General features: G+C 43.3%; 21 protein-coding genes and 1 pseudogene. 14 read left to right on the plus strand and 8 right to left on the minus strand.

Features of this window, described 5'->3' with window-relative positions:
• Nucleotides 1-101: 101 nt before the first annotated feature.
• On the minus strand, nucleotides 102-389 hold the full coding sequence (locus tag QZW47_RS23790) for a GIY-YIG nuclease family protein (protein WP_293132493.1): 288 nt from the start codon (nucleotides 387-389) through the stop codon (nucleotides 102-104).
• 727 nt (nucleotides 390-1,116) lie between these two features.
• Here QZW47_RS23790 and QZW47_RS23795 point away from each other — a divergent pair.
• Nucleotides 1,117-2,145: a hypothetical protein gene (locus QZW47_RS23795; protein ID WP_293132496.1), complete on the plus strand. Its 1,029-nt coding sequence runs from the start codon at nucleotides 1,117-1,119 to the stop codon at nucleotides 2,143-2,145.
• 92 nt (nucleotides 2,146-2,237) lie between these two features.
• Here QZW47_RS23795 and QZW47_RS23800 read toward each other — a convergent pair whose 3' ends face one another.
• Both QZW47_RS23800 and QZW47_RS23805 read right to left on the minus strand, forming a co-directional pair.
• The gene (locus QZW47_RS23800; protein WP_293132499.1) at nucleotides 2,238-2,495 is read right to left on the minus strand and encodes a transporter suffix domain-containing protein; all 258 of its coding nucleotides are present in this window, start codon (nucleotides 2,493-2,495) and stop codon (nucleotides 2,238-2,240) included.
• A gap of 154 nt (nucleotides 2,496-2,649) precedes the next feature.
• The gene (locus QZW47_RS23805; protein ID WP_293132502.1) at nucleotides 2,650-3,468 is read right to left on the minus strand and encodes a carbohydrate ABC transporter permease; all 819 of its coding nucleotides are present in this window, start codon (nucleotides 3,466-3,468) and stop codon (nucleotides 2,650-2,652) included.
• Nucleotides 3,469-3,648: 180 nt separating this feature from the next.
• On the opposite strand from QZW47_RS23805, the gene QZW47_RS23810 reads away from it, so the two are divergent.
• On the plus strand, nucleotides 3,649-4,341 hold the full coding sequence (locus QZW47_RS23810; RefSeq protein WP_293132505.1) for an aldehyde oxygenase (deformylating): 693 nt from the start codon (nucleotides 3,649-3,651) through the stop codon (nucleotides 4,339-4,341).
• A 170-nt stretch (nucleotides 4,342-4,511) separates the two neighbouring features.
• On the plus strand, nucleotides 4,512-5,534 hold the full coding sequence (locus QZW47_RS23815) for a long-chain acyl-[acyl-carrier-protein] reductase (protein WP_293132515.1): 1,023 nt from the start codon (nucleotides 4,512-4,514) through the stop codon (nucleotides 5,532-5,534).
• 560 nt (nucleotides 5,535-6,094) lie between these two features.
• Here the strand turns inward: QZW47_RS23815 and QZW47_RS23820 are convergent.
• Nucleotides 6,095-6,595 (minus strand): tellurite resistance TerB family protein, encoded by a 501-nt coding sequence (locus QZW47_RS23820; protein ID WP_293132518.1) that lies wholly within the window; start codon nucleotides 6,593-6,595, stop codon nucleotides 6,095-6,097.
• 361 nt (nucleotides 6,596-6,956) lie between these two features.
• Between QZW47_RS23820 and accA the strand changes: the two genes are divergently transcribed.
• The 3 genes from accA to folE all read left to right on the plus strand — a co-directional run bounded on the left by accA (nucleotide 6,957) and on the right by folE (nucleotide 9,965).
• On the plus strand, nucleotides 6,957-7,937 hold the full coding sequence (accA, locus tag QZW47_RS23825) for an acetyl-CoA carboxylase carboxyl transferase subunit alpha (protein WP_293132521.1): 981 nt from the start codon (nucleotides 6,957-6,959) through the stop codon (nucleotides 7,935-7,937).
• 363 nt (nucleotides 7,938-8,300) lie between these two features.
• Complete coding sequence (locus QZW47_RS23830; protein WP_293132524.1) at nucleotides 8,301-9,026, plus strand: SDR family oxidoreductase; 726 nt, start codon at nucleotides 8,301-8,303, stop codon at nucleotides 9,024-9,026.
• Between the two features lie 204 nt (nucleotides 9,027-9,230).
• Complete coding sequence (gene folE / locus QZW47_RS23835) at nucleotides 9,231-9,965, plus strand: GTP cyclohydrolase I FolE (RefSeq protein ID WP_293132527.1); 735 nt, start codon at nucleotides 9,231-9,233, stop codon at nucleotides 9,963-9,965.
• Between the two features lie 80 nt (nucleotides 9,966-10,045).
• On the opposite strand, the gene QZW47_RS23840 is transcribed toward folE, so the two are convergent.
• Nucleotides 10,046-10,198, minus strand: a complete 153-nt coding sequence (locus tag QZW47_RS23840; RefSeq protein ID WP_293132530.1) for a hypothetical protein — start codon at nucleotides 10,196-10,198, stop codon at nucleotides 10,046-10,048.
• Nucleotides 10,199-10,339: 141 nt separating this feature from the next.
• On the opposite strand from QZW47_RS23840, the gene QZW47_RS23845 reads away from it, so the two are divergent.
• The 7 genes and pseudogenes from QZW47_RS23845 to QZW47_RS23865 all read left to right on the plus strand — a co-directional run.
• Nucleotides 10,340-10,489, plus strand: a complete 150-nt coding sequence (locus QZW47_RS23845) for a DUF4277 domain-containing protein (protein ID WP_293132533.1) — start codon at nucleotides 10,340-10,342, stop codon at nucleotides 10,487-10,489.
• Nucleotides 10,490-10,493: 4 nt separating this feature from the next.
• Complete coding sequence (locus tag QZW47_RS23850) at nucleotides 10,494-11,303, plus strand: IS1634 family transposase (protein WP_293132536.1); 810 nt, start codon at nucleotides 10,494-10,496, stop codon at nucleotides 11,301-11,303.
• On the plus strand, nucleotides 11,249-11,545 hold the full coding sequence (locus QZW47_RS23855; protein ID WP_293132539.1) for a hypothetical protein: 297 nt from the start codon (nucleotides 11,249-11,251) through the stop codon (nucleotides 11,543-11,545). Before QZW47_RS23850 ends, QZW47_RS23855 begins: the two co-directional genes overlap by 55 nt.
• A 40-nt stretch (nucleotides 11,546-11,585) precedes the next feature.
• Nucleotides 11,586-11,867, plus strand: coding sequence for a transposase family protein (locus QZW47_RS30225; protein ID WP_366930928.1), 282 nt, complete (start codon nucleotides 11,586-11,588; stop codon nucleotides 11,865-11,867).
• Nucleotides 11,868-11,927: 60 nt separating this feature from the next.
• The gene (locus QZW47_RS30230; RefSeq protein WP_366930929.1) at nucleotides 11,928-12,053 is read left to right on the plus strand and encodes a hypothetical protein; all 126 of its coding nucleotides are present in this window, start codon (nucleotides 11,928-11,930) and stop codon (nucleotides 12,051-12,053) included.
• Between the two features lie 238 nt (nucleotides 12,054-12,291).
• Nucleotides 12,292-12,741 carry a transposase gene (locus QZW47_RS23860; protein ID WP_293132542.1) on the plus strand — a complete coding sequence of 150 codons (450 nt, stop codon included), beginning with the start codon at nucleotides 12,292-12,294 and terminating at the stop codon, nucleotides 12,739-12,741.
• A gap of 33 nt (nucleotides 12,742-12,774) precedes the next feature.
• Nucleotides 12,775-14,261: pseudogene (locus tag QZW47_RS23865) on the plus strand (IS1634 family transposase); the annotation flags it as partial.
• A gap of 779 nt (nucleotides 14,262-15,040) precedes the next feature.
• Here the strand turns inward: QZW47_RS23865 and QZW47_RS23870 are convergent.
• Both QZW47_RS23870 and QZW47_RS23875 read right to left on the minus strand, forming a co-directional pair.
• The gene (locus QZW47_RS23870) at nucleotides 15,041-16,147 is read right to left on the minus strand and encodes a peptidoglycan DD-metalloendopeptidase family protein (protein ID WP_293132545.1); all 1,107 of its coding nucleotides are present in this window, start codon (nucleotides 16,145-16,147) and stop codon (nucleotides 15,041-15,043) included.
• Nucleotides 16,148-16,382: 235 nt separating this feature from the next.
• Nucleotides 16,383-16,583 carry a hypothetical protein gene (locus tag QZW47_RS23875; protein WP_293132547.1) on the minus strand — a complete coding sequence of 67 codons (201 nt, stop codon included), beginning with the start codon at nucleotides 16,581-16,583 and terminating at the stop codon, nucleotides 16,383-16,385.
• 179 nt (nucleotides 16,584-16,762) lie between these two features.
• Between QZW47_RS23875 and QZW47_RS23880 the strand changes: the two genes are divergently transcribed.
• On the plus strand, nucleotides 16,763-19,105 hold the full coding sequence (locus QZW47_RS23880; protein ID WP_293132550.1) for a tetratricopeptide repeat protein: 2,343 nt from the start codon (nucleotides 16,763-16,765) through the stop codon (nucleotides 19,103-19,105).
• Between the two features lie 610 nt (nucleotides 19,106-19,715).
• Here QZW47_RS23880 and QZW47_RS23885 read toward each other — a convergent pair.
• Complete coding sequence (locus tag QZW47_RS23885) at nucleotides 19,716-20,282, minus strand: transposase (RefSeq protein ID WP_293132553.1); 567 nt, start codon at nucleotides 20,280-20,282, stop codon at nucleotides 19,716-19,718.
• Nucleotides 20,283-20,545 lie beyond the last annotated feature (263 nt).

Below are 20,545 nucleotides of genomic sequence, written 5' to 3' on the forward strand. Positions count from 1 at the left end.
CAGTTAACCGTATTAACTATAATTATACAATGTCATTGCGAACGAAGTGAAGCAATCGCAGTAGATTAAAATAGCAACGCTAAACCCCGAATTAACTTCTTTTACAACTCATTATACAAATCTTGCCATGATTTGTTGATACTATTAACTAAATCAATTTTCTTTTGTCTAGAACCAGCTTTAATCTGTTTCTCTCGTTCGATCGCCTCATATACATTTTCAAAAATTTCGCAGTAAACTAACTTCGTGATATTGTATTTTTTAGTAAATCCATCTATTAACTTTTCTTTGTGTTCGTAAACTCTTCTTTTTAAATCACTGGTTACACCTGTGTAAAGTACCCTGTTATGCTGATTCGTCATGATGTACACATAATATTGTTTGCTCATAACTGTTAATTCAAGGATGAGTCTTTAGCTTATATTATAGTCTCTGAGATTGCTTCGCGCGGACGCTCTCTTCGGACAATTCGGTAATCATGTCATTGCGAGCTCTTAGCGAAGCAATCGCAGGGACTTAAGATTACCACCGACAGCTCGCAATTATAAACATAGTATAATTATTTTTTTGTCTGCGTTCAAGCCTCTGAGATTGCTTCGCGGGTACAGCAATGACAAACACACAATATTCAAGCCTCTGAGATTGCTTCGCGGGTACGCTCTCTTCGGACAATTCGGTAATCATGTCATTGCGAGCTCTTAGCGAAGCAATCGCAGGGACTTAAGATTACCACCGACAGCTCGCAATGACAAACATAGTATAATTATTTTTTTGTCTGCGTTCAAGCCTCTGAGATTGCTTCGCGCGGACGCTCGCAATGACAAACACACAATATTCAAGCCTCTGAGATTGCTTCGCGGGTACAGCAATGACAAACACACAATATTCAAGCCTCTGAGATTGCTTCGCGGGTACAGCAACGACAAACATACAATTATGTCATTGTGCGTATCGATCGCCCGATCGCCCTTCATCGTGCAATAATGATATGACTTGCACAAACACTCTATCAGTAGTGTCAGCCTTGCCCGCATTACTACTACAGGTAGCGTCTCAAATTTCAACTCGTGCAAATTCCCAATCAAACCGGCTGTTACTCTACACAAATTTCTCCTAATGGCTGAAGTCCCCCAATCTCCCGCAGAACTCGCCGAAGCCCTCAAAGGCTTGACCGATATCAATTTCCAATTACCAGACCCCGAAGACGAACAAATACCAGACTTCGACTTCGACAATCAGGTTGACAACGCCTGGAAAGTGTGCGATCGTTTCGACTTACAAACCGACATCTGGCGCGGACGCATTCTCCGAACAGTCAGAGACCGAGAAAAAAAAGGCGGCGACGGACGCGGTACCGGCTTTTTGAACTGGCTAAAAGAACGAGAAATTAGCAAAAGTCAAGCCTATTCTTTGATAGAATTAGCTAAAAGTGCCGAGACTCTGATCGAGCAAGGAGATTTAGACCCAGATTCCATTAGGAACTTCAGCAAAAGAGCCTTTGTCGAAACTGCCAAATCATCCCCCGAAGTACAGCAAATGGTAACAGATGCGGCCTCAAAGGGCGATCGAATTACCCGCCGCGAAGTCAAACAACTATCCGACGAATGGATGGCAATGAACTCAGATTTATTGCCCGAAGAAGTCAAAGAAAAAGCATCAAGCGGTTCTCTTCCTTCCCGCTATCTCGCTCCTTTAGTCAAAGAAATGGAGAAACTCTCTCCTTCTCACCAAAGCGAAATTCAAAAAGAAGTAGCAGAAAATCCCGACGTAGACACAGTAAAACAGCTAACTTCCGACGCCAAGAATTTATCGAAATATCTCGACGCCGCCGCCCAAGTGCAAGCCCTCAACCAGTCTCACCTAGATATGGAAATGGCCTTAGAAGAATCTTTGCGAGTTGGATGTTTGGGAACAACCGCCGATGTTGTCAAACAAGCCGCACAGCTAGAACAAACTGTGGTTAAACTCTACACTGTGTGGAAACGTTTAGGCAGTTTGGCGGATAGATTGTACGTGGATACAGGAGCAAGCACACCAAATTTACGCTTACTTTTGGGATGTTTGGACAGTCTTTCGGGAGAAAAGATTGAAGTAGATTTTGGAGACGGAGAGCGCTCTATTCGTTTGCAAATTATCAGCGAATAGCTCAACCTTAACCTGGTTCGTAGTGAGGACTTTAGTCCGCATTAAGAAGGACTAAAGTCCTCACTACGAACCTAGTTTTAATTGATTCATGTTTATTTGCGGTTGAAATTTCTAATTTTTTTCCAAAGATAGCGGGGATTCAAATAACGCCGATATTTGGTAACTACTTCTTTTCCCAAAATTACCACGCTCAGCCAAAAACACACTTCGGCTAGCACAGCTAAAACAACATCTATTTTTGTTTTTTCAGCGATGCTCAGCGGTAGGAATGGTACAACAAACAGGATTGCCAGCCAGGGGAAAAAAGATGCAATAAATAAAAACCAACCCAGCTTTTGCAGATTCTGCATACATTTGATTTACTGGATAATTTTAGATTGCACGGTGACAGGCTTAACTGAGATTATAGAGAAAGTCTCGCAAAAGTCTCCAAGTATCTGGAAATTATCTGCGTTAATCTGTGTTTATCTACCTAGCATCTGCGGTTTGCCTTCCATTTCCAACTCAATTCTTAATTCCCGTCGCCGCAATCCCGCGAATAAACTGCCGCTGGCACGCCAAAAATAGCAACACCACGGGTACAGTCCCAATTACCACGGCGGCCATCAACAACGGCCAACTGCTAGTAAACTGTTCCTGAAACTCCGCCAAAACCAACTGTACAGTCCGCAACTCCGGCCGCGTCGTAAACACCAGCGGTTTAAACAAATCATTCCACTCGCCGATAAACGTAAACAAAAACAGCGTCACCAACGCAGGGCGCGCCAAAGGCAACATCACCTGCCACAACACCTGCCAGCGGTTGGCCCCATCCAGCATTGCCGCCTCCTCCAACTCCACCGGCACAGTCAAAAAATACTGGCGCAGGAGAAAAATCCCGAAACCGTTAGCCGCAGTCGGCAAAATTAACGCCCCGTAAGTATTCAGTAAATGGCCCCACTTCAAAACCATGAAAATCGGAATCACCAAAAGCTGAAACGGAATCACCAGCGTCGCCAAAACCACCAAAACTAGGGCTTGTTGCCCCCGAAACTTCAGCCGGGCCAAAGCATAACCGGCCAAAGCAGAAGTCACTACCTGAAAACCCGTCACTGCGATCGCCACTACAGTAGAATTAAGAAATGCTAACAAAAAATTCCCCCGTCGCCAAGCCTCCTGATAGTTTCCCAAAGTCAGACCTGTGGCCTTGACACCGACACCAGATGGTGATAATGAAACCAAAAATACAGCAGCCAGTGGCAGCAGCACCAGCGCAGCCCCCGCCAGCAACCCAATAAAACTCAGCATTTCCAGCGCTTGAGACCTGTCAAAGGATTTACCCATAAACTTGTGAATTCACCTAAAATAATAAGCCTGTGAGGTTCTAAAACCCGATCGCCTTCCAGATTCCCACACAACCGTAAATTTTTAGTAGAAAATAGGTAAAGTGTAGTGCACGCGACCCCCAAAATTTAAAGGGGTTTCCCAACATCCTACAAGGTTATACGAGGAGACGACATATCTATGCCCCAGCTTGAGGCCAGCCCAACAATTGACTTTCAAACCGAAACGTACAAAGATGCTTACAGCCGCATCAACGCCATTGTGATTGAAGGCGAACAAGAAGCTCACGACAATTACCTGCAACTGGCCGAACTGTTGGCTGACAAGAAAAGTGAGTTAATTGGCTTGTCCAAGATGGAGAACCGCCACATGAAAGGCTTCCAAGCTTGTGGCAAGAATCTCAAAGTCACGCCAGACATGGTATTTGCCAAGGAATTCTTTTCTCAGTTGCACAGCAACTTCCAAACTGCTGCCGCCGAAGGCAAGGTTGTAACTTGCTTGCTGATTCAATCACTAATTATCGAGTGTTTTGCGATCGCAGCCTACAACATCTACATTCCCGTCGCCGATGACTTTGCCCGCAAAATCACCGAAGGCGTCGTCAAAGAAGAATATATGCACCTCAACTTTGGGGAAGTCTGGCTTAACGCTCACTTTGAAGAATCCAAAGCTGAACTTGAAGCCGCCAACCGCCAAAACTTGCCCATCATCTGGAGACTGCTAAATTCTGTCGCAGATGATGCTAACGTCCTAGGGATGGAAAAAGAGGCTTTAATTGAAGACTTTATGATTGCCTATGGCGAAGCCCTAGGTAACATTGGTTTTAACAACCGCGACATCATGCGGATGTCAGCACAAGGCCTCGCAGCCTAATCCAATTGGAAATAAGGAATGGGATAAAAATTAAAAATTAAAAATTAAAAATTAAAAGTGAGATGCCTCATTGTTTAATTGGAAAATTCATATTTTTAATTTTCCTTCTTCCTTCTTCCTTCTTCCTTCTTCCTTCTTCAATTTTCAATTTTCCTTCATTTGACAACTTAATGTTTGGTCTAATCGGTCACTTAACCAGCTTAGAACACGCCCAATCAGTAGCTAACGAGCTGGGCTATCCAGAATATGCCGATCAAGGGCTCGATTTTTGGTGCAGCGCACCGCCCCAGATAGTCGATCATATCACTGTCACTAGCATCACCGGGCAAAAAATAGAAGGCCGCTATGTCGAGTCGTGTTTTCTACCAGAAATGCTAGCCACTCGCCGGATCAAAGCCGCCACTCGCAAAATTATTAATGCGATGGCGCACGCTCAAAAAAACGGGATTAATATCACTGCTTTAGGCGGCTTTTCTTCGATCATTTTTGAAACATTCAACTTGCAGCAAATTAAGCAAATTCGCAATCTCAAGTTGGAGTTTGAACGCTTCACCACTGGTAATACCCACACGGCTTACATCCTCTGCCGCCAAGTAGAAGAAGCAGCCCCCAAATTGGGGATTGAACTTTCAAAGGCTACTGTAGCCGTTTGCGGTGCTACTGGCGATATTGGCAGTGCTGTCTGTCGGTGGCTGAATGTTAAAACAAATGTAGCAGAATTGTTGCTGATTGCCCGCGACAAAGAAAGATTGCAAGATTTGCAATCGGAATTGGGACGAGGCAAAATCATGGATTTAGAAGAAGCTCTCCCCCAAGCGGATATTGTAGTCTGGGTAGCCAGTATGCCGAAGGGAGTAGAAATTGACCCCAAGACATTGAAGCAACCCTGTTTATTGATTGACGGCGGCTATCCAAAAAATCTGGCAACTCAGGTTCAGCATCCCGAAATTTACGTACTCAATGGCGGGATTGTAGAGCATTCCCTCGATATTGAGTGGAAGATTATGAAGATTGTGAATATGGATGTGCCAGGGCGGCAGTTGTTTGCCTGTTTTGCTGAATCCATGCTGCTGGAATTTGAAAAGTTGTACACCAATTTTTCTTGGGGACGGAATCAAATTACTGTGGAAAAGATGGAGCAAATCGGCGAAATTTCCGTTAAGCACGGTTTCCGACCTTTGATGTCATTTTGATGTAATTTGTTAGAGTTATTGGTTATTGAGGAAAGTTTTTCTGATAATAACCAGTAACTTTTTTTTGAGACAGTTAAGAGTTAAGATTGTGTTCGATCGCACGACAGGAATAAAAGTTGTTTGCAGTCGGGACAAAGAATCCTGATTCGTTAACACCAGGAATAAGTTAGGTACTCACTACAAACAGATAGCGGTTATTTTACCAGACATGATATGGCACTTATGGCGTAAAATGAGTTACGCTTCATAACGGTAATTCGTAATCTGGAAAAAGCTTGGTGGTGATTGCTTTGTCGCCAATGACCACCCTTCGACTTCGCTCTTCGGGCGAGATGACCAATGACCAATGACCAATGACCACCCTTCTACTTCGCTCTTCGGGCGAGATGACCAATGACCAATGACCAATGACCACCCTTCGACTTCGCTCTTCGGGCGAGATGACCAATGACCAATGACCAATGACCACCCTTCGACTTCGCTCTTCGGGCGAGATGACCAATGACCAATGACCAGTGACCAATCACCAGACATCCCTTAGATAATAGTTAATTAACAACTTATTCGATAGATTGAGCTGGCATCAAATTGTCCCCGCAGTTTTTGATGGTCATGACTTCGATGATTTTTTTGCCCATTTCCTCGGAGATGTCTAGAGCTTGGGAAAGTTCAACTAAGAAATCTTTTTCCTCGGTGGTGAAAAGTCCATCTACCAAAACCAAATCTGTGGCGATCGCAAAAGCTGTTTCTCGAAGCTGAGCATTCAATGCGTTTTTAGCGGCTGCAAATACTTCTGCCGGAGCGTACTGGCTGCTCAATTTCAGGACTTTCTTAAACAGTTCTTGGAAGTGTTCGCCAGAATAAGAACCGAACAAGCGAATGTGATTGGCGGCAAGGGTTTGTCTTTCTGCTTCGGAGATTTTACCGTCAGCGGCAACAGCTAAGACTGAAATAGCTGTGAAAGCTTCCGAGGGAGTCAGTTCGATCATCGCACTTGTGTCGCTTTTGGCACTTTGGAACAATTCAGCAGGGTTAGGTCTTTTGTGGCTGTGGGCGGACATAGGCGTGGGAAGTCGTGCGGTTCAGTTGACAGTTGACCAGGGACAGTTGACAGTTGACCAGGGACAGCGACCTCTCCCGGTCAGGAAGGGGATGGGAGTAATGAATAGTCTTCTTTTAATTTCTGTCTAAAAGGGTTCCGGCTTTAAACCAATTCTTTTTGGTGAAACTCGCTTAAGCAAGCAAAAATAGTGTAGCAAAAAAAGACGCTGAATCCCCTGATTTTCAACTCTGGTGATCGAGCAAAACACAATTCAAAATTCAAAACTTCCCCTAAACCCTCTTTTTCAGTAACACCTGACAGGGTAGGATCGGGAAACAGTCGATCGACCAAACCTTAAAAACCCTATAGAAATTATCAGCGTGGCAAACCCCGACCGCAAACCACTACTCCTAGATTTTGAAAAGCCCCTGGCAGAACTCGAAACCCGAATTCACCAGATTCGCGAACTGGCCGCCGAAAACAGCGTCGATGTCACCGACGAAATTCGCAAACTCGAAGCTCGTTCCGCCCAACTGCGACAAGAAATTTTCAGCAGCTTGTCCCCCATGCAGCGGCTGCAACTCGCCCGTCACCCGCGCCGCCCCAGCACCCTCGATTACATTCAGGCAATTAGCGATGAGTGGATCGAGCTCCACGGCGATCGGCGCGGCGGAGACGACCCGGCCCTCGTCGGCGGAATTGCCCGCATAGACGGGCGTCCTACGGTCATCATTGGCCATCAAAAAGGGCGCGACACCAAAGACAATATCGCCCGCAACTTCGGGATGGCTGCTCCCGGCGGCTACCGCAAAGCCCTGCGGTTGATGGAACACGCCGATCGCTTCTCCATGCCAATTTTCACCTTTATCGACACTCCCGGGGCTTGGGCGGGCTTAGAAGCCGAACAGCTTGGACAGGGAGAGGCGATCGCCTGCAACCTGCGAGAAATGTTTCGTCTTGACGTTCCAATTATTTGCACCGTCATCGGCGAAGGTGGTTCCGGTGGCGCATTAGGTATCGGCGTCGGCGAGCGGCTGTTAATGTTAGAACATTCGGTGTATACCGTAGCTACACCCGAAGCTTGTGCCGCCATCCTGTGGAAAGACTCGGGGAAAGCTAACTTAGCCGCCGAAGCCCTCAAAATTACTTCCTGGGATTTGAAAAACCTCGGCGTTCTCGATCAGATAGTACCCGAACCAGTTGGTGGCGCTCACTCCAATCCCCTGAAAGCTGCCACTATGCTCAAACAAGCTTTGTTGGAAAACCTAGTAGAACTCACACAACTTACTGGTCAACAGCGGCGAGATATGCGGTATCAAAAGTTTCGCGATATCGGTGTTTTCACTGAACTTGCTGCTTGAGCCGGAGTTGAGAGTTATTAGTTATGAATTACAATCTCTTAACTTCAAACTCATAACTAATAACTCACAACTGACTATTCTGCGAATCTGTCAACAGTGTTATAATTTCTCAGGTGACATCGGCTTAACAGTTCTTAATGTATATCTCATAATTAATTGTTATCGCCCGCAGCAGACAGTTGTCTAATTTGCCGAAGAAGGCTGCAACGCTTGACGGGAAGCTTTCGAGCGAAAATATGCGAAAAGTAGTCCCAGATGCCTTGGGCAACGGGATAAAGGGTTTAATAGTTCACCCGGTCAAGCTAACACTTGCAAACTAATTTCCGTGTTTTTCCGTAAAATTAGGAACTATCAGGACACTGAATGAACGATCGAACAACAAAGCAGGCTCTGATTACCGGAGCCAGCAGCGGTATTGGCAAAGCAACGGCTCTAGCGTTCGCTGCTGCGGGCATAAATCTAGCCTTAGTTAGCCGAGAGTCAGAAAACCTAGAAGCTGTTGCCACAGCAGCCCGAGAATTCGGAGTGAAAGCAGAAGCTTATCGCTTAGACTTGGCAAAAATTGAGCAAGTGCAAGGCGGCATCAGCGCGATCGCAGCTCAATTCGGGCCCGTAGATATCCTGGTCAACAGCGCTGGCATGGGCTACACCGGCTCCTTGACCGAAACGCCCCTAGCTGACTGGCAGAAAGTTCTAGACCTCAATCTTACTAGCGTTTGGCAGTGCATTTTAGGAATTTTGCCAGGAATGCGCGATCGGCGATCGGGAATCATCATCAACGTTTCCTCGATCGCAGGCAGCCAAACCTTCCCCAACTGGGGAGCCTACTGCGTCAGCAAATTCGGTCTCATGGCTTTGTCCAAAACATTAGCAGCCGAAGAACGGGGTAGCGGAATTCGCGTCACAGCCATCTGTCCGGGTTCTGTCAACACTCCCCTGTGGGACACAGACACAGTGCAAGCCGATTTCGATCGCAGCGCGATGTTAACTCCAGAAATCGTCGCCCAATCAATTCTGCACGCAGTTCAGTTGCCAGCAAGTGCAGTAATTGAAGAAATCACGCTGATGTCCAACGCCGGAGTTTTGTGAAATTGAGATTGTAGACTGCTGGAGTTTTCTCGAATTCAACAATCTTGGAATCTCTAGCTGTATCTCCAAATCGCCAATCGAAAGTCGAAAGTCGAAAGTCGATCGCTCTGTGCCCAATTGCAAATCGCAAATCGCAAATCGATCGCTCTGTGCCCAATTGCAAATCGCAAATCGCAAATAGATTCATCCTCACACCAACTTCTTATGACAATTGCATCGAATAACGGTACTAACGGTTCAAACTCAATCTCGACTGACACCATGAAACAGTCTGCAACCGCCGATAACAACTTGTCGCGCATCGCCACTCGACCAGATCGAAATTCCTCCCACGGTCAAGAATCCAACGTTCCCGTAGCCTCAGAAGTAGGCATGGATGAAATGATGGCAGCCGTTCGCACAATGCTGCTGGGAGTAGGAGAAGATCCCGAACGCGAAGGATTGCTCAAAACCCCGAAGCGCGTAGCAGAAGCAATGCGATTTCTTACCAGCGGTTACAGTCAATCCCTCGAAGAACTCCTCAACGGCGCTATCTTTGACGAAGGTCACAACGAAATGGTACTGGTGCGAGATATCAGTGCCTTCAGTATGTGCGAACACCATATGCTGCCATTTATGGGTCGAGTTCACGTCGCTTACATTCCCAACCAAAAAGTAGTGGGACTGAGCAAATTAGCAAGAATTGTCGAGATGTACAGCCGCCGTTTGCAGGTGCAAGAACGTTTGACGCGCCAAATTGCCGAAGCAGTTCAGACAATATTGGAACCGCAGGGAGTGGCTGTAGTAATGGAAGCCAGCCATATGTGCATGACGATGCGGGGCGTGCAAAAACCCGGTGCTTGGACAGTGACGAGTGCGATGTTGGGCGTGTTTCAGGACGAACAAAAAACTCGCGAAGAATTCCTGAATTTGATCCGCCACCAACCGGCATTCTTTTAGTCATTGGTCATTAGTCATTAGTCATTAGTCATTAGTCATTAGTCATTAGTCATTAGTCATTAGTCATTAGTCATTAGTCATTAGAAGTGCTGTCCCTGCTCGCTTTCCGTTAGAAGTGCTGTCCCCGCTCGCTTTCCGTTAGAACCCACATTCCGCACCCCAACTGTCACATAGGTGCAGTTAAGCTGTGTGACGGCGATATATGCCGTCCCTCTCGCCAGACTTCTGAGCATTTATACTCAAGACAACCGTCAAAAAATTGGGCTGAAAAATCGGAAGTAAAATCTGGTAAAAAATACCATCGTTTTGATAACTAATTCGGTATAAAATGTTCAACAAGTATGATAAAAACCTCGGAAAAAATCTCTCAATATATGAATATTCAAGAAGAAATTACAGTCAAAGACATTGACCATCTGGGCTTGGTCGCAGGTCTAATAGATGAGCTAGGAATCCTAGAACATATTAATCAATTAGTAGGTGAACAACCAGGAGAAATAGTTAGCGAGCGGGTTAGCAGTTAAGGCAATGATTATCAACGGATTAGGTTTACTATCAGCGCCATTATATTTATTTCCAAAATTCTTTGAAGGTAAAGATACAGAGCATTTAATAGGAGAAGGCATTCAACCAGAACATCTTAACGACTATCGTTTGGGAAGAGTTTTAGATCAACTATATTTAGTGGGAGTCAGCCAAATCTTTACAATTATTGCCCTGGCTGCTGCCCAAAAGTTTGAAGTTAAGGTTGAGACATCTCACTTGGACTCAAGTTCTTTTCATCTGCATGGAAACTATGATTTTGAGCATCCATCGGTGGCTTTTTGGGCTCAGAATAGCCCGGAAGATGAATCAAATAGTTCAGCGAGCAATGATCCAATACCTCCCGTCCCGATTTCAATTACTTACGGCTATTCTCAAGGGTCAAGCCCGGACTTACCACAGTTTATTGTACAGTTGATTTGTACCGGGGATGGAGATGTACCACTTTTTTTGAAAGTAGCTTCTGGTAATGAATCAGATTCAGGCGTATTTGCATCAATTATTATGGAGTTTAAAAATCAGTTAAATTTAGATAGTTTAATGGTGGCTCAGGGCGCATTATATACGGCTCCTAATTTAAGTATTCTTACTGGTTGTAGATGGTTAAGTCGTGTCCCACAACGTCTAAAACAAGCACAGCAACTGGTGTCTCAACTAAGTGAAACAGACTTTATTGATTCTGCTGTAACGGGATATCGCTCGTCGGAACACAAAAGTAATTATGGTGGAGTATTGCAGCGATGGCTAGTAGTAGAAAGCTCGGCACTGAGTCTGACCGACGTAAATTATCAATAAATATCAAAAAAAGTGAAATTGAAGCTCAACAAAAAATTAGGAAATTATCAAGTGTAGAATTCGCTTGTGAAACCGATGCAGTTGCGGCAGCCAATCACTTGTCTCAACAACTGAAGCATTATAATTTAAGCGATATTAAAACTATTAAATCTGCCTTTAAAGCTGATGTTAGTTCGCCCAATCATACTGAAGCTTGTCCCTTGTCTTCTATATTTAAAGTGCCAGCAAAACGGCTCTCCTGAGTTTATGGTGTAAAATGTATATACCAATACATTTACCATTATGAGCTTCCATATAGACTATCTATTAGACTTGCCTGGAATTAGGGTTGAAACTTGTACTCAAGTTGAGGGAAAAGTTTTCTTGGGATTGAGTATTGTATCTGAAGGAATTATTTGTCATCATTGTAACAACTATACCGAAAAATTGCATCAAAATCGACCAACTTTAGTAAGAGATTTGTCGGTTTTTGGTCGTCCTGTTTATTTAAAGATCCCACGACGGCAGTTTTACTGTCCTAGTTGCCAACGATATCCCACAGAAAGAATAGATTTTTTAGGCTGAAAGAGACGGCATACTCAACGATACGAAGAAAATATTTATGAGCGCGTACAACAATCCAGTATGGAGCAAGTTGGACGAGAAGAAGGACTGAGTTATGACGAAATAAAAGGAATATTTGATCAGGTAATCAAGCTCAAAAAAAAACTAGATGGGAACGGGTTAAGCGAATTTCTTTGGATGAAATAAGTATGCGGAAAAGCCAGGGAAATTTTGTAACTGTTGTTGGTGACATTTCTAATGGTAATCTGATTGAGATGATTGACTCTCACAGATGTGAGGAAATCATTGAAGTCCTTATGTCACAACCGATTGAGGTTCGCTTTCCAAGTTGAGGAAGTGAGTGTTGATATGTGGGGAGGATTCCCAAAAGTCATCAAAAAGGTATTCCCTCTCTTCCCAAGTTGTTATCGATCGTTTTCATGTGATGAAAGTAGTTAATCAAGACTTAAACAAATTACGTAGAGCAGCAGGAATAACAGACAGGCAAAGTAAATATTTATTATTAAGCAATCGAGTAAATCTGAACCCAGAGCAGATTGATAAATTAGAATTGACCTTAAAAAAATCAGAATGTTTGAGAATTGCGTATGAGATGAAAGAAAAATTTAGAGAAATATATGAAACCCATTTGACGGTAAAAAAAGGACAGAAAAAACTCAAGCAATGGCTAAATCATGCACAAGTATTTTTGAGAGAATTCGCATCAACAATTGAGAATCATTTTGAGGGAATTTGTAACTACTTTATTCATCGCACAACAAGTGGGGTCATGTCAGGTATCAACAATCGAATTAAGTTGATAATGCGGCAAGGATATGGCTTTTCTAATTTGAATAATTTCAAGAATCGTGTATTAGCTTGCTTTTCTGATTAGATAAGTTTATAACCATAAGTTCAGGAGAGCCCATTAGTGAAAGCTATTTTAATCAATGGATTAGGATTTGTATCAAGACCTTTATATTTATTTAGCCAGTTTTTTGAAGACAAAGGAATCGAAACCTTGTTAGGTGCGGGCATAAAAGCGGATTATATAAATGACGATAAAATTGGCAGAGTCATGGATAAATTATATAAACATGGATTGAACAAGATATTTATGGAAATTGTATGATCTGTGATTAAGAAGTTTCAAATAAATCTAAAGTATGCTCACTTAGATGCTACATCATTCCATCTACATGGGGAATACAAAAAGCCCCAAAATCCAAATAAAGAAACAGAAATAATCAAGTCAATCCCCATAAATATAACCTTCATGATATTCTCGCGATCATAGACCTGACTTGAAACAAGTTCTATGTGATTTAATTGTAAATAGTGAAGGCTTGCCATTATTTACAAGAGCTGGAGATGGAAATGAAGCGGACAAAGCCGTATTCGGAAAAATATTAGTAGAGTTCAAAAATCAGATAAATATTGACAGTATCATGGTCTGTGACAGTGCATTATATAGTCAATAAAATATCCAGTTAATCAAAGATACGAAATGGATAAGTAGAGTACCCAAGACCATAAAAAAAGCCCAATAATTAGTACAGTCATCAGAGATGCCAGAGATAGACACATTAGAAAGAGCCAGAACAAAAGCCCTCAAATTAGACGGATATAAATGGAAAGAGGAAATAGTAAATTATGCGGGAATCAAACAAACTTGGCTAATAGTAGAAAGCCGAGAAAGAAAAGAAAGTGATTTAAGGCAACTCGAAAAAAAGATAGAAAAGGCTAAGGAGCGAGCTGAAAAAATGCTCAAGGAATTAAGAAAATAAAAATTTAATAGTGCCGAGTCAGCTCAAGATCAACTAAAAAGTATCAACAAAAATCTGAAGCTATTTGAAATCAAAGAAATTCAGGTAAGTTCTGGAAACCAATCAAAAGATAGTCAGACTATTTGTCAAATAGAAGGAGTGATTCACCAAAAAGATTCAGAGATAGAAATCCTCATAAAATCAGCAGGAAGATTTATTTTAGCCACCAACCTAGTTGATGATGAGAAGTTAGAACCATCAGAAATTCTGAGCAATTAGAAAAATCAACAGTAAGAGCGAGAGAGGATTTCGATTTCTGAAAGCTCCCTTGTTTTTCGCGGATAGTTTTTTTGTATAAACCCCAAAAAGAGTTGAGACCATGTTATGTTTAATGTCTCTGTCCTTGTTGGTTTATAGTCTCGGTCAACGGCAACTTAGAAATCAATTAAAAGCAGCTAAAACTGGCATCAAAAATCAACTAGGAAAATCAACAGAGCTGCCCACGTTAAGATGGATATTTCAAGGTTTTCAAGGAATTCATATTTTGACTTTAAATGGGGTAAATCAAATTGTTAATTTAACAGATGAACGCCATTTTATTTTGAATAATTTGCCGTCATCTTGTCAAAAATATTATCTACTTTCTTAACCGTAACAACCAAACATCCTCTAACCCAAAATTATCATCATCAGGGGAATTAATTATTCCTCAATTTTTTAGTGCTTTACATAAACTATTTTATGAGTCAAAGATTTAAGATTTGATTATTTCTCTTCTTTCAGCAGATGGGGTCAAGTATTTTTTCTTAATTATCGTAATTTTTGGCTTTTTGGGGATTGTATTTTATCGTATTTCAATTTGAAGTGCGGAATGTGGGTTGGATGTGCGCGAGGGCTCTGTGCGCGGGGAGTCAGAAACCGGGTTTCTTCCTAAATCTTGGTGGGGATGCTTAAATTATCGCAGAAACCCGGTTTCTTGGATGATAGGCTCTTCGCGCGGGGAGTCAGAAACCGGGTTTCTTCCTAAATCTTGGTGGGGATGCTTAAAATATCGCAGAAACCCGGTTTCTTGGATTATCGCGGGGAGTCAGAAACCGGGTTTTTTCCTAAATCTTGGTGGGGATGCTTAAAATATCGCAGAAACCCGGTTTCTTGGATGTGTGCGGGGAGTCAGAAACCGGGTTTCTTCCTAAATCTTGGTGGGGATGCTGAGATTGTCGCAGAAACCCGGTTTCTTGGATTATCGCGGGGGTTCAGAAACCGGGTTTCTTCCTAAATTTGGGTGGGGATGCTGAGATTGTCGCAGAAACCCAGTTTCTTGGATTTGTACGGGGGTTCAGAAACCGGGTTTCTTCCTAAATTTGGGTGGGGATGCTGAGATTATCGCAGAAACCCGGTTTCTTGGACTACTCCTTTCCTTTAAGCAAGTTAAACAAACTTAAAGTCGCTACGGGAAGGTGTGATGTTGAAGCTCAAATCTGGCACGTTTTTGACTACTGCTAATGTGTCGCCGCCGGAGGTTTGCACCAGAGTGTCATTGCCTTGAGGAGTCAGGCGATACTGATTACGATTGCCGCGCAACTGGATGTAGTCATCGCGGAAGTTGTAATCGACAATAGTCGCCTGACCGGTTCCTAGGTAAAACATTCCCTGGCGTGAGTTTCCTAACACAAAGGTATCCGCCCCCGCTCCACCTTCGAGAGTATCGAAATCGGGGCTATTTCTGCTGGCGTAGCCGTCGAGGTAGTCGTTACCCGCACCACCGTTTAGGTAATCGTTACCGGCTTCGCCATAGAGGGTGTCGTTGCCGGCGTTACCAATCAAGGTGTCGTTGGTGTTTTGCGCGTTGAGGATGTCATTCCCCGAACCGCCCGTGAAAACTTTGCCTCCTGAAGATGAGGGTGGAAGGGTAACACCGCCTCCGTTATTGCCCTGGTTTTTCCACTCCGAATAAGCTTGCAGGGGACTCATCGAATTGTTCAGTACAAAATCACGGCTTTGAGATGGAATTCCACCAATATAGCTAGTAAATAAACCATTAGCACCACGATTGTGTACCTCTATGTGAAAATGGGAGTTAGTGCCTTGGTTTTTGACTGTGCCGATCGACTCTCCAATCTTTACATCGCCTGTTAGCTTGGCACCTGTGAGATGACCGTATATCCATTGTTTTCCATCATTACCCAGTACAGTCACAAACTGGCCTATTCCATTGGTGTCTTGAACAACGTTTATGATTTTTCCAGGCACTACTACTGAAACGTTTTTACCAGAACCAACTTTATAATCAATTCCTGCATGAGACTTAGTAGTGCCATTGTAAGAACCATCAGTAGTTATATCATAGGCATAGCCAGTATTCATGCCAGCGGCATAACCGAGAAGTGCTGTCGAAAGTTGTTGATTGACTTGCTTAACCTCGGCTGTAGACTCTTTGATACCTGTGTAAATGTTGCCTGTAGTAAGATTGTTATCAAATTGATAGCCATCACCACTTTGTTTATCCCATTCTTGCTCAGTTGTTGGTAAAGGCATTGTAGTTACTCCAGTTGTAATGTTTTGTTCTGTATTTACATTGGGGAATAGAATTTATAGTTATGCGTTTCACATAACCCGCTTCGCACTCAGTTAATATGTGCTTCAAGGGTTAGATAAATTCATAACTGAACTCTAGGTAATCAAAATCTAGTAAGCGCGATCGCCTTTATCGTTTAGTTCATCAAAACTTAGTAGGTAATCAATATTGACTACCTACTAAGCTAGCTAGGTTTTAGCCGTTATCTCGACGAACTGAATCCCAAGCACTATCGCGCGATTCTTTGTCAGTGCTACCTGTACCTCGGTAGTCTTTGCCAGTATTGTTATCGCGAATAGTCGTCTCTCGTGAACCCTCAGTAGCAAAGGAGGACTGAACACTGTTGTTGGTATCAGTAGATACGTCGTAACGGGCTGTGTCTTTTGGATCGGACATCTTAGTTAATCTCCATTATTTTTGAAACTTGTGTCAAATCTCATCTTGATTTGTCACATCTTCACAATAACGGGTGTGTCAGAATGCTCGCAAGATCAGTTAAGATCGGTAGGAGACTAATGCTAACCGATCTAAATTGATCTAAATTGATCTTGATACTTAAATCAATACGCTGTAAAATGCAGAACCTCATAACTCGTCAGTCAGTTAAAAAAATCATTAAGGAAGCTAGAAATAAAGAGAAGTGGACTGTCGATAGTAAAGAGCCACTTCGCAGAGCCAGTAAACTTCTAGATCCTCATTGGAAAGAAAGTGAGGATTATTTCTATCTAGGGGTAACGCAGGAAAGCTGGAAATTCTTTTTATATGGAATGCGTCCGATAAATGCTGATATCTTCAAAGCTTACTGTGAAGTTTTAAAACTCAACTGGGAAGACATTGCTGAACCTAGTGAAATTCAGGAACCAGCGCAACCTGTGGCGATCGCTCAGATCGCACTTCCCCCAGCCCCAAACCTGAATTTTGTGGGACGTGAAGAGGCGATCGCCAACCTTGACACGCTGATCGAGCAAGGAGCAAAAGTCATCGTCATCAAAGCTCCCGGCGGTGTTGGTAAAACGACTTTAGCGCAGGAATATCTCAAGTCTCAGGGTTTTGACTTAGTGGTGGAAGTGCTGATGGCTAAGGAGAAAGAGAATATTACCAGAGTCGAAAGTGCGATCGAGGAATTGCTGAAAAAAGACTTTCAGGAAGAACCAGGGCGGGAGTTTGGAATTACGCTTGGGAGACTGAAGCGGCAACTCCAGATACGCAGAGTTGGGGTATTGATTGATAATTTGGAACCCGCGCTAGATGGACAAGGCAGATTTATTGAACCCCATCGCGGCTACGTTGAATTGTTACGAGTTTTGGCTGATGCGTCGGTACAATCCGTGACGCTGATTACCAGCCGTCAGCCTTTGGCTGAATGTGTGGGTGTCACTAACTATTCGTTACCTAGCCTCAATGAACAAGCATGGCAAGATTTTTTGAGTCGCCGTGATATTGAGATAGACGCAACAACTCTCAGGGAAATGCACAAGGCCTATGGCGGCAATGCTCTAGCTATGAATATCCTCTGCGCTCCCATACAGAGAGATGGAGGTATGCTAGCCTATTGGCAAGAATATAAAGTCGAAGCTGGGTTATTGGTAGAGTTAGCTGTAAAAAACCTGATCGAAGATCAGTTTAATCGTCTTGCTCAAATTTACCCAGATTCCTATAAACTACTCTGCCGTTTGGGATGTTATCGCTATCAGGATGTGCCGACTGTCCCGACTGAGGGATTATTGTGTTTGTTGTGGGATGTGCCAGAAAGACAGAAGCGGCGGGTAATTGAATCTTTGCGAAATCTGTCGTTAGTTGAGTGTCTGAATCGAGAGTATTGGCTGCATCCGGTGATTCGGGAAGAGGCTATTAGTAGGTTGAGGGAAAGAGAAGATTGGGAAGAGGCTAATCATAAAGCAGCAGAGTTTTGGACTGAGAGTGTGAAGATTGTTGAAACTATAAAATATGGTTTGACAGCTTTTGAAGCTTACTACCATTATCTCGTGTTTCATAACTTCGATGGGGCTGCTGATGTTATTGTCAAAAGAAGACAAACTAAATTTGACAGAAGTGAGCCTCTGGGAATTGCATTTTATAGATTAGGCTTGTTGCAACAAATGAAGTTAGCAATAATTCAAATCATCACTAAAGTTACTCCTGGCTATGTCTTGAGCGTCCTTCACAACATATTAGGGGACATTTACTGGTTAACAGGCGATATTAAAAATAGTATTGAATCTCACGAACGATCGAGAATTATTGCGAGTGATTTTAAATTGCTAAATCTTGAAATAGTTTCTTTTTTTAATATAGGTCTTTGTCAAATAGATTTATTAGAAATTGAAAAGGGGATAGCACTTTTTGATAAAGTTATATCAATGGCTGAAAATACTGATTGCCATAGATATGCAGTAGAATCATATTATTGTCTAGCATTTTTGAAGTCATGCTTAAACTTGAAATACGAATCACTTGAATTTGCTAATAAAAGTTCCGTCCCAGCAAATTCTAGTGTCTGGGCTTTAGGATATCGATTATTATTTTTAGGTCAAACATATAAAAATTTGAAAGACTTTGACAAGTCTTTTGAGATGTACCAAGAAGCTATCCAGTTTGCTGAAGAACTCCAGTATACTCAGGTGAGAGCCAAGGCTCTAACTGGTCTAGCAGAACTTTATCGAGGACAGGAAGACTTTACAACAGCGCTTTCCCATCATTTAGAATCGATCGCACTTCTCGATCAAATCGGGGCTAAATGCGACCTAGCTGAAGCTTACTATCAACTTGGATTAACTTATCAAAAGATGGGTGTGATTGACCAAAGTCAGGAAAATTTCGATAAAGCGATTGAACTTTTCCGTCAAATGGAAGCACCGAAGCAAGTTGAGAAAGTGCGGCGGGCTATTGGATTTGAGGGCGATGCTGTGGGGAGTTAGAAACCGGGTTTCTTGGATTACACGCGGGGGCTCAGAAACCGGGTTTCTTCCTAAATTTGGGTGGGGATGCTGAGATTGTCGCAGAAACCCGGTTTCTTGGATGTGTGCGGGGGTTTTGTGTGCGGGGGCTCAGAAACCGGGTTTCTTCCTAAATTTGGGCATCCTCACCGAAATTATCGCAGAAACCCGGTTTCTTGGATGTGCGCGAGGGTTTTGTGTGCGGGGGTTCAGAAACCGGGTTTCTTCCTAAATTTTCGCATCCTCACCGAAATTATCGCAGAAACCCGGTTTCTTGGATGTGTGCGGGGGTTTTGTGCGCGGGGGCTCAGAAACCGGGTTTCTTCCTAAATCTGCGTTAGGAGACGGGAATTATCGCAGAAACCCGGTTTCTTGGATGTGCGCGAGAGCTCTGTGCGGGGGTTCAGAAACCGGGTTTCTTCCTAAATTTGGGTGAGGATGCTGAGATTGTCGCAGAAACCCGGTTTCTTGGATGTGTGCGGGGGTTTTGTGTGCGGGGGCTCAGAAACCGGGTTTCTTCCTAAATTTGGGTGGGGATTCGGAGATTGTCGCAGAAACCCGGTTTCTTGGATTTGGTTGCTTGGATTCGCGTCTATTCTTCAAAGGTTAAATGCTGGATTGATCGATCGCTAGTTAAGTCTTCTAAAAAGTTACGATAAGTATCTGCTGAGTTAAATTGCGATCGCACTCGATCTATTTTAGGTAAACTTCCGTGACGCAGATCGATATATTCTTGATAGCTGGAAAATTCCCAATCCTCGGCTTTGTCAACTATATTAGCACAGACAGGGTTTAAATGAATATAGCGAGTGAGATGTAATAAATAGTCTTCTCTATCTACATGAATCGCCTGAAACCTTCCCTGAAATAGTGAACCCACCTTGTGATATCGGTTATTGATAGCCTTAGCATAGGACAGAGTAAACGCCTGCATCAGCTTAGAAAAACGATCTGTTGTGAGATAAACTAATAAGTGATAGTGGTTCGGCATCAGACAATAAGCGATAATATCGACACCATTAGTAATCAGATAGTGTCTTAATTGGCGTAAAAAATAAATATAGTTATCTCGCTCAAAAAAAATAAGCTGACGGTCATTACCTCGGTTATAAACGTGGTAGTAATTACCTGTTTGTAAGATAACTTGGCGACGTGGCATATTGTTCTCTCTGCGTGGAGGTTCTGTGCGCGGGGGACTCAGAAACCGGGTTTCTTGGACTAGACGCGGGGCCTCAGAAACCGGGTTTCTTCCTAAATCTTAGCTACGATACCAAGATTGTCGCAGAAACCCGGTTTCTTGGAGGTGCGCGGGGGTTCTGTGTGCGGGGGGCTCAGAAACCGGGTTTCTTCCTAAATCTTCGTGAGGATGCCAAGATTATCGCAGAAACCCGGTTTCTTAGACTACTAACTGCCGCCAATTCG

The sequence above is a fragment of the Microcoleus sp. bin38.metabat.b11b12b14.051 genome, assembly GCF_013299165.1.
In the GTDB taxonomy this organism is placed as follows: Bacteria; Cyanobacteriota; Cyanobacteriia; order Cyanobacteriales; family Microcoleaceae; genus Microcoleus.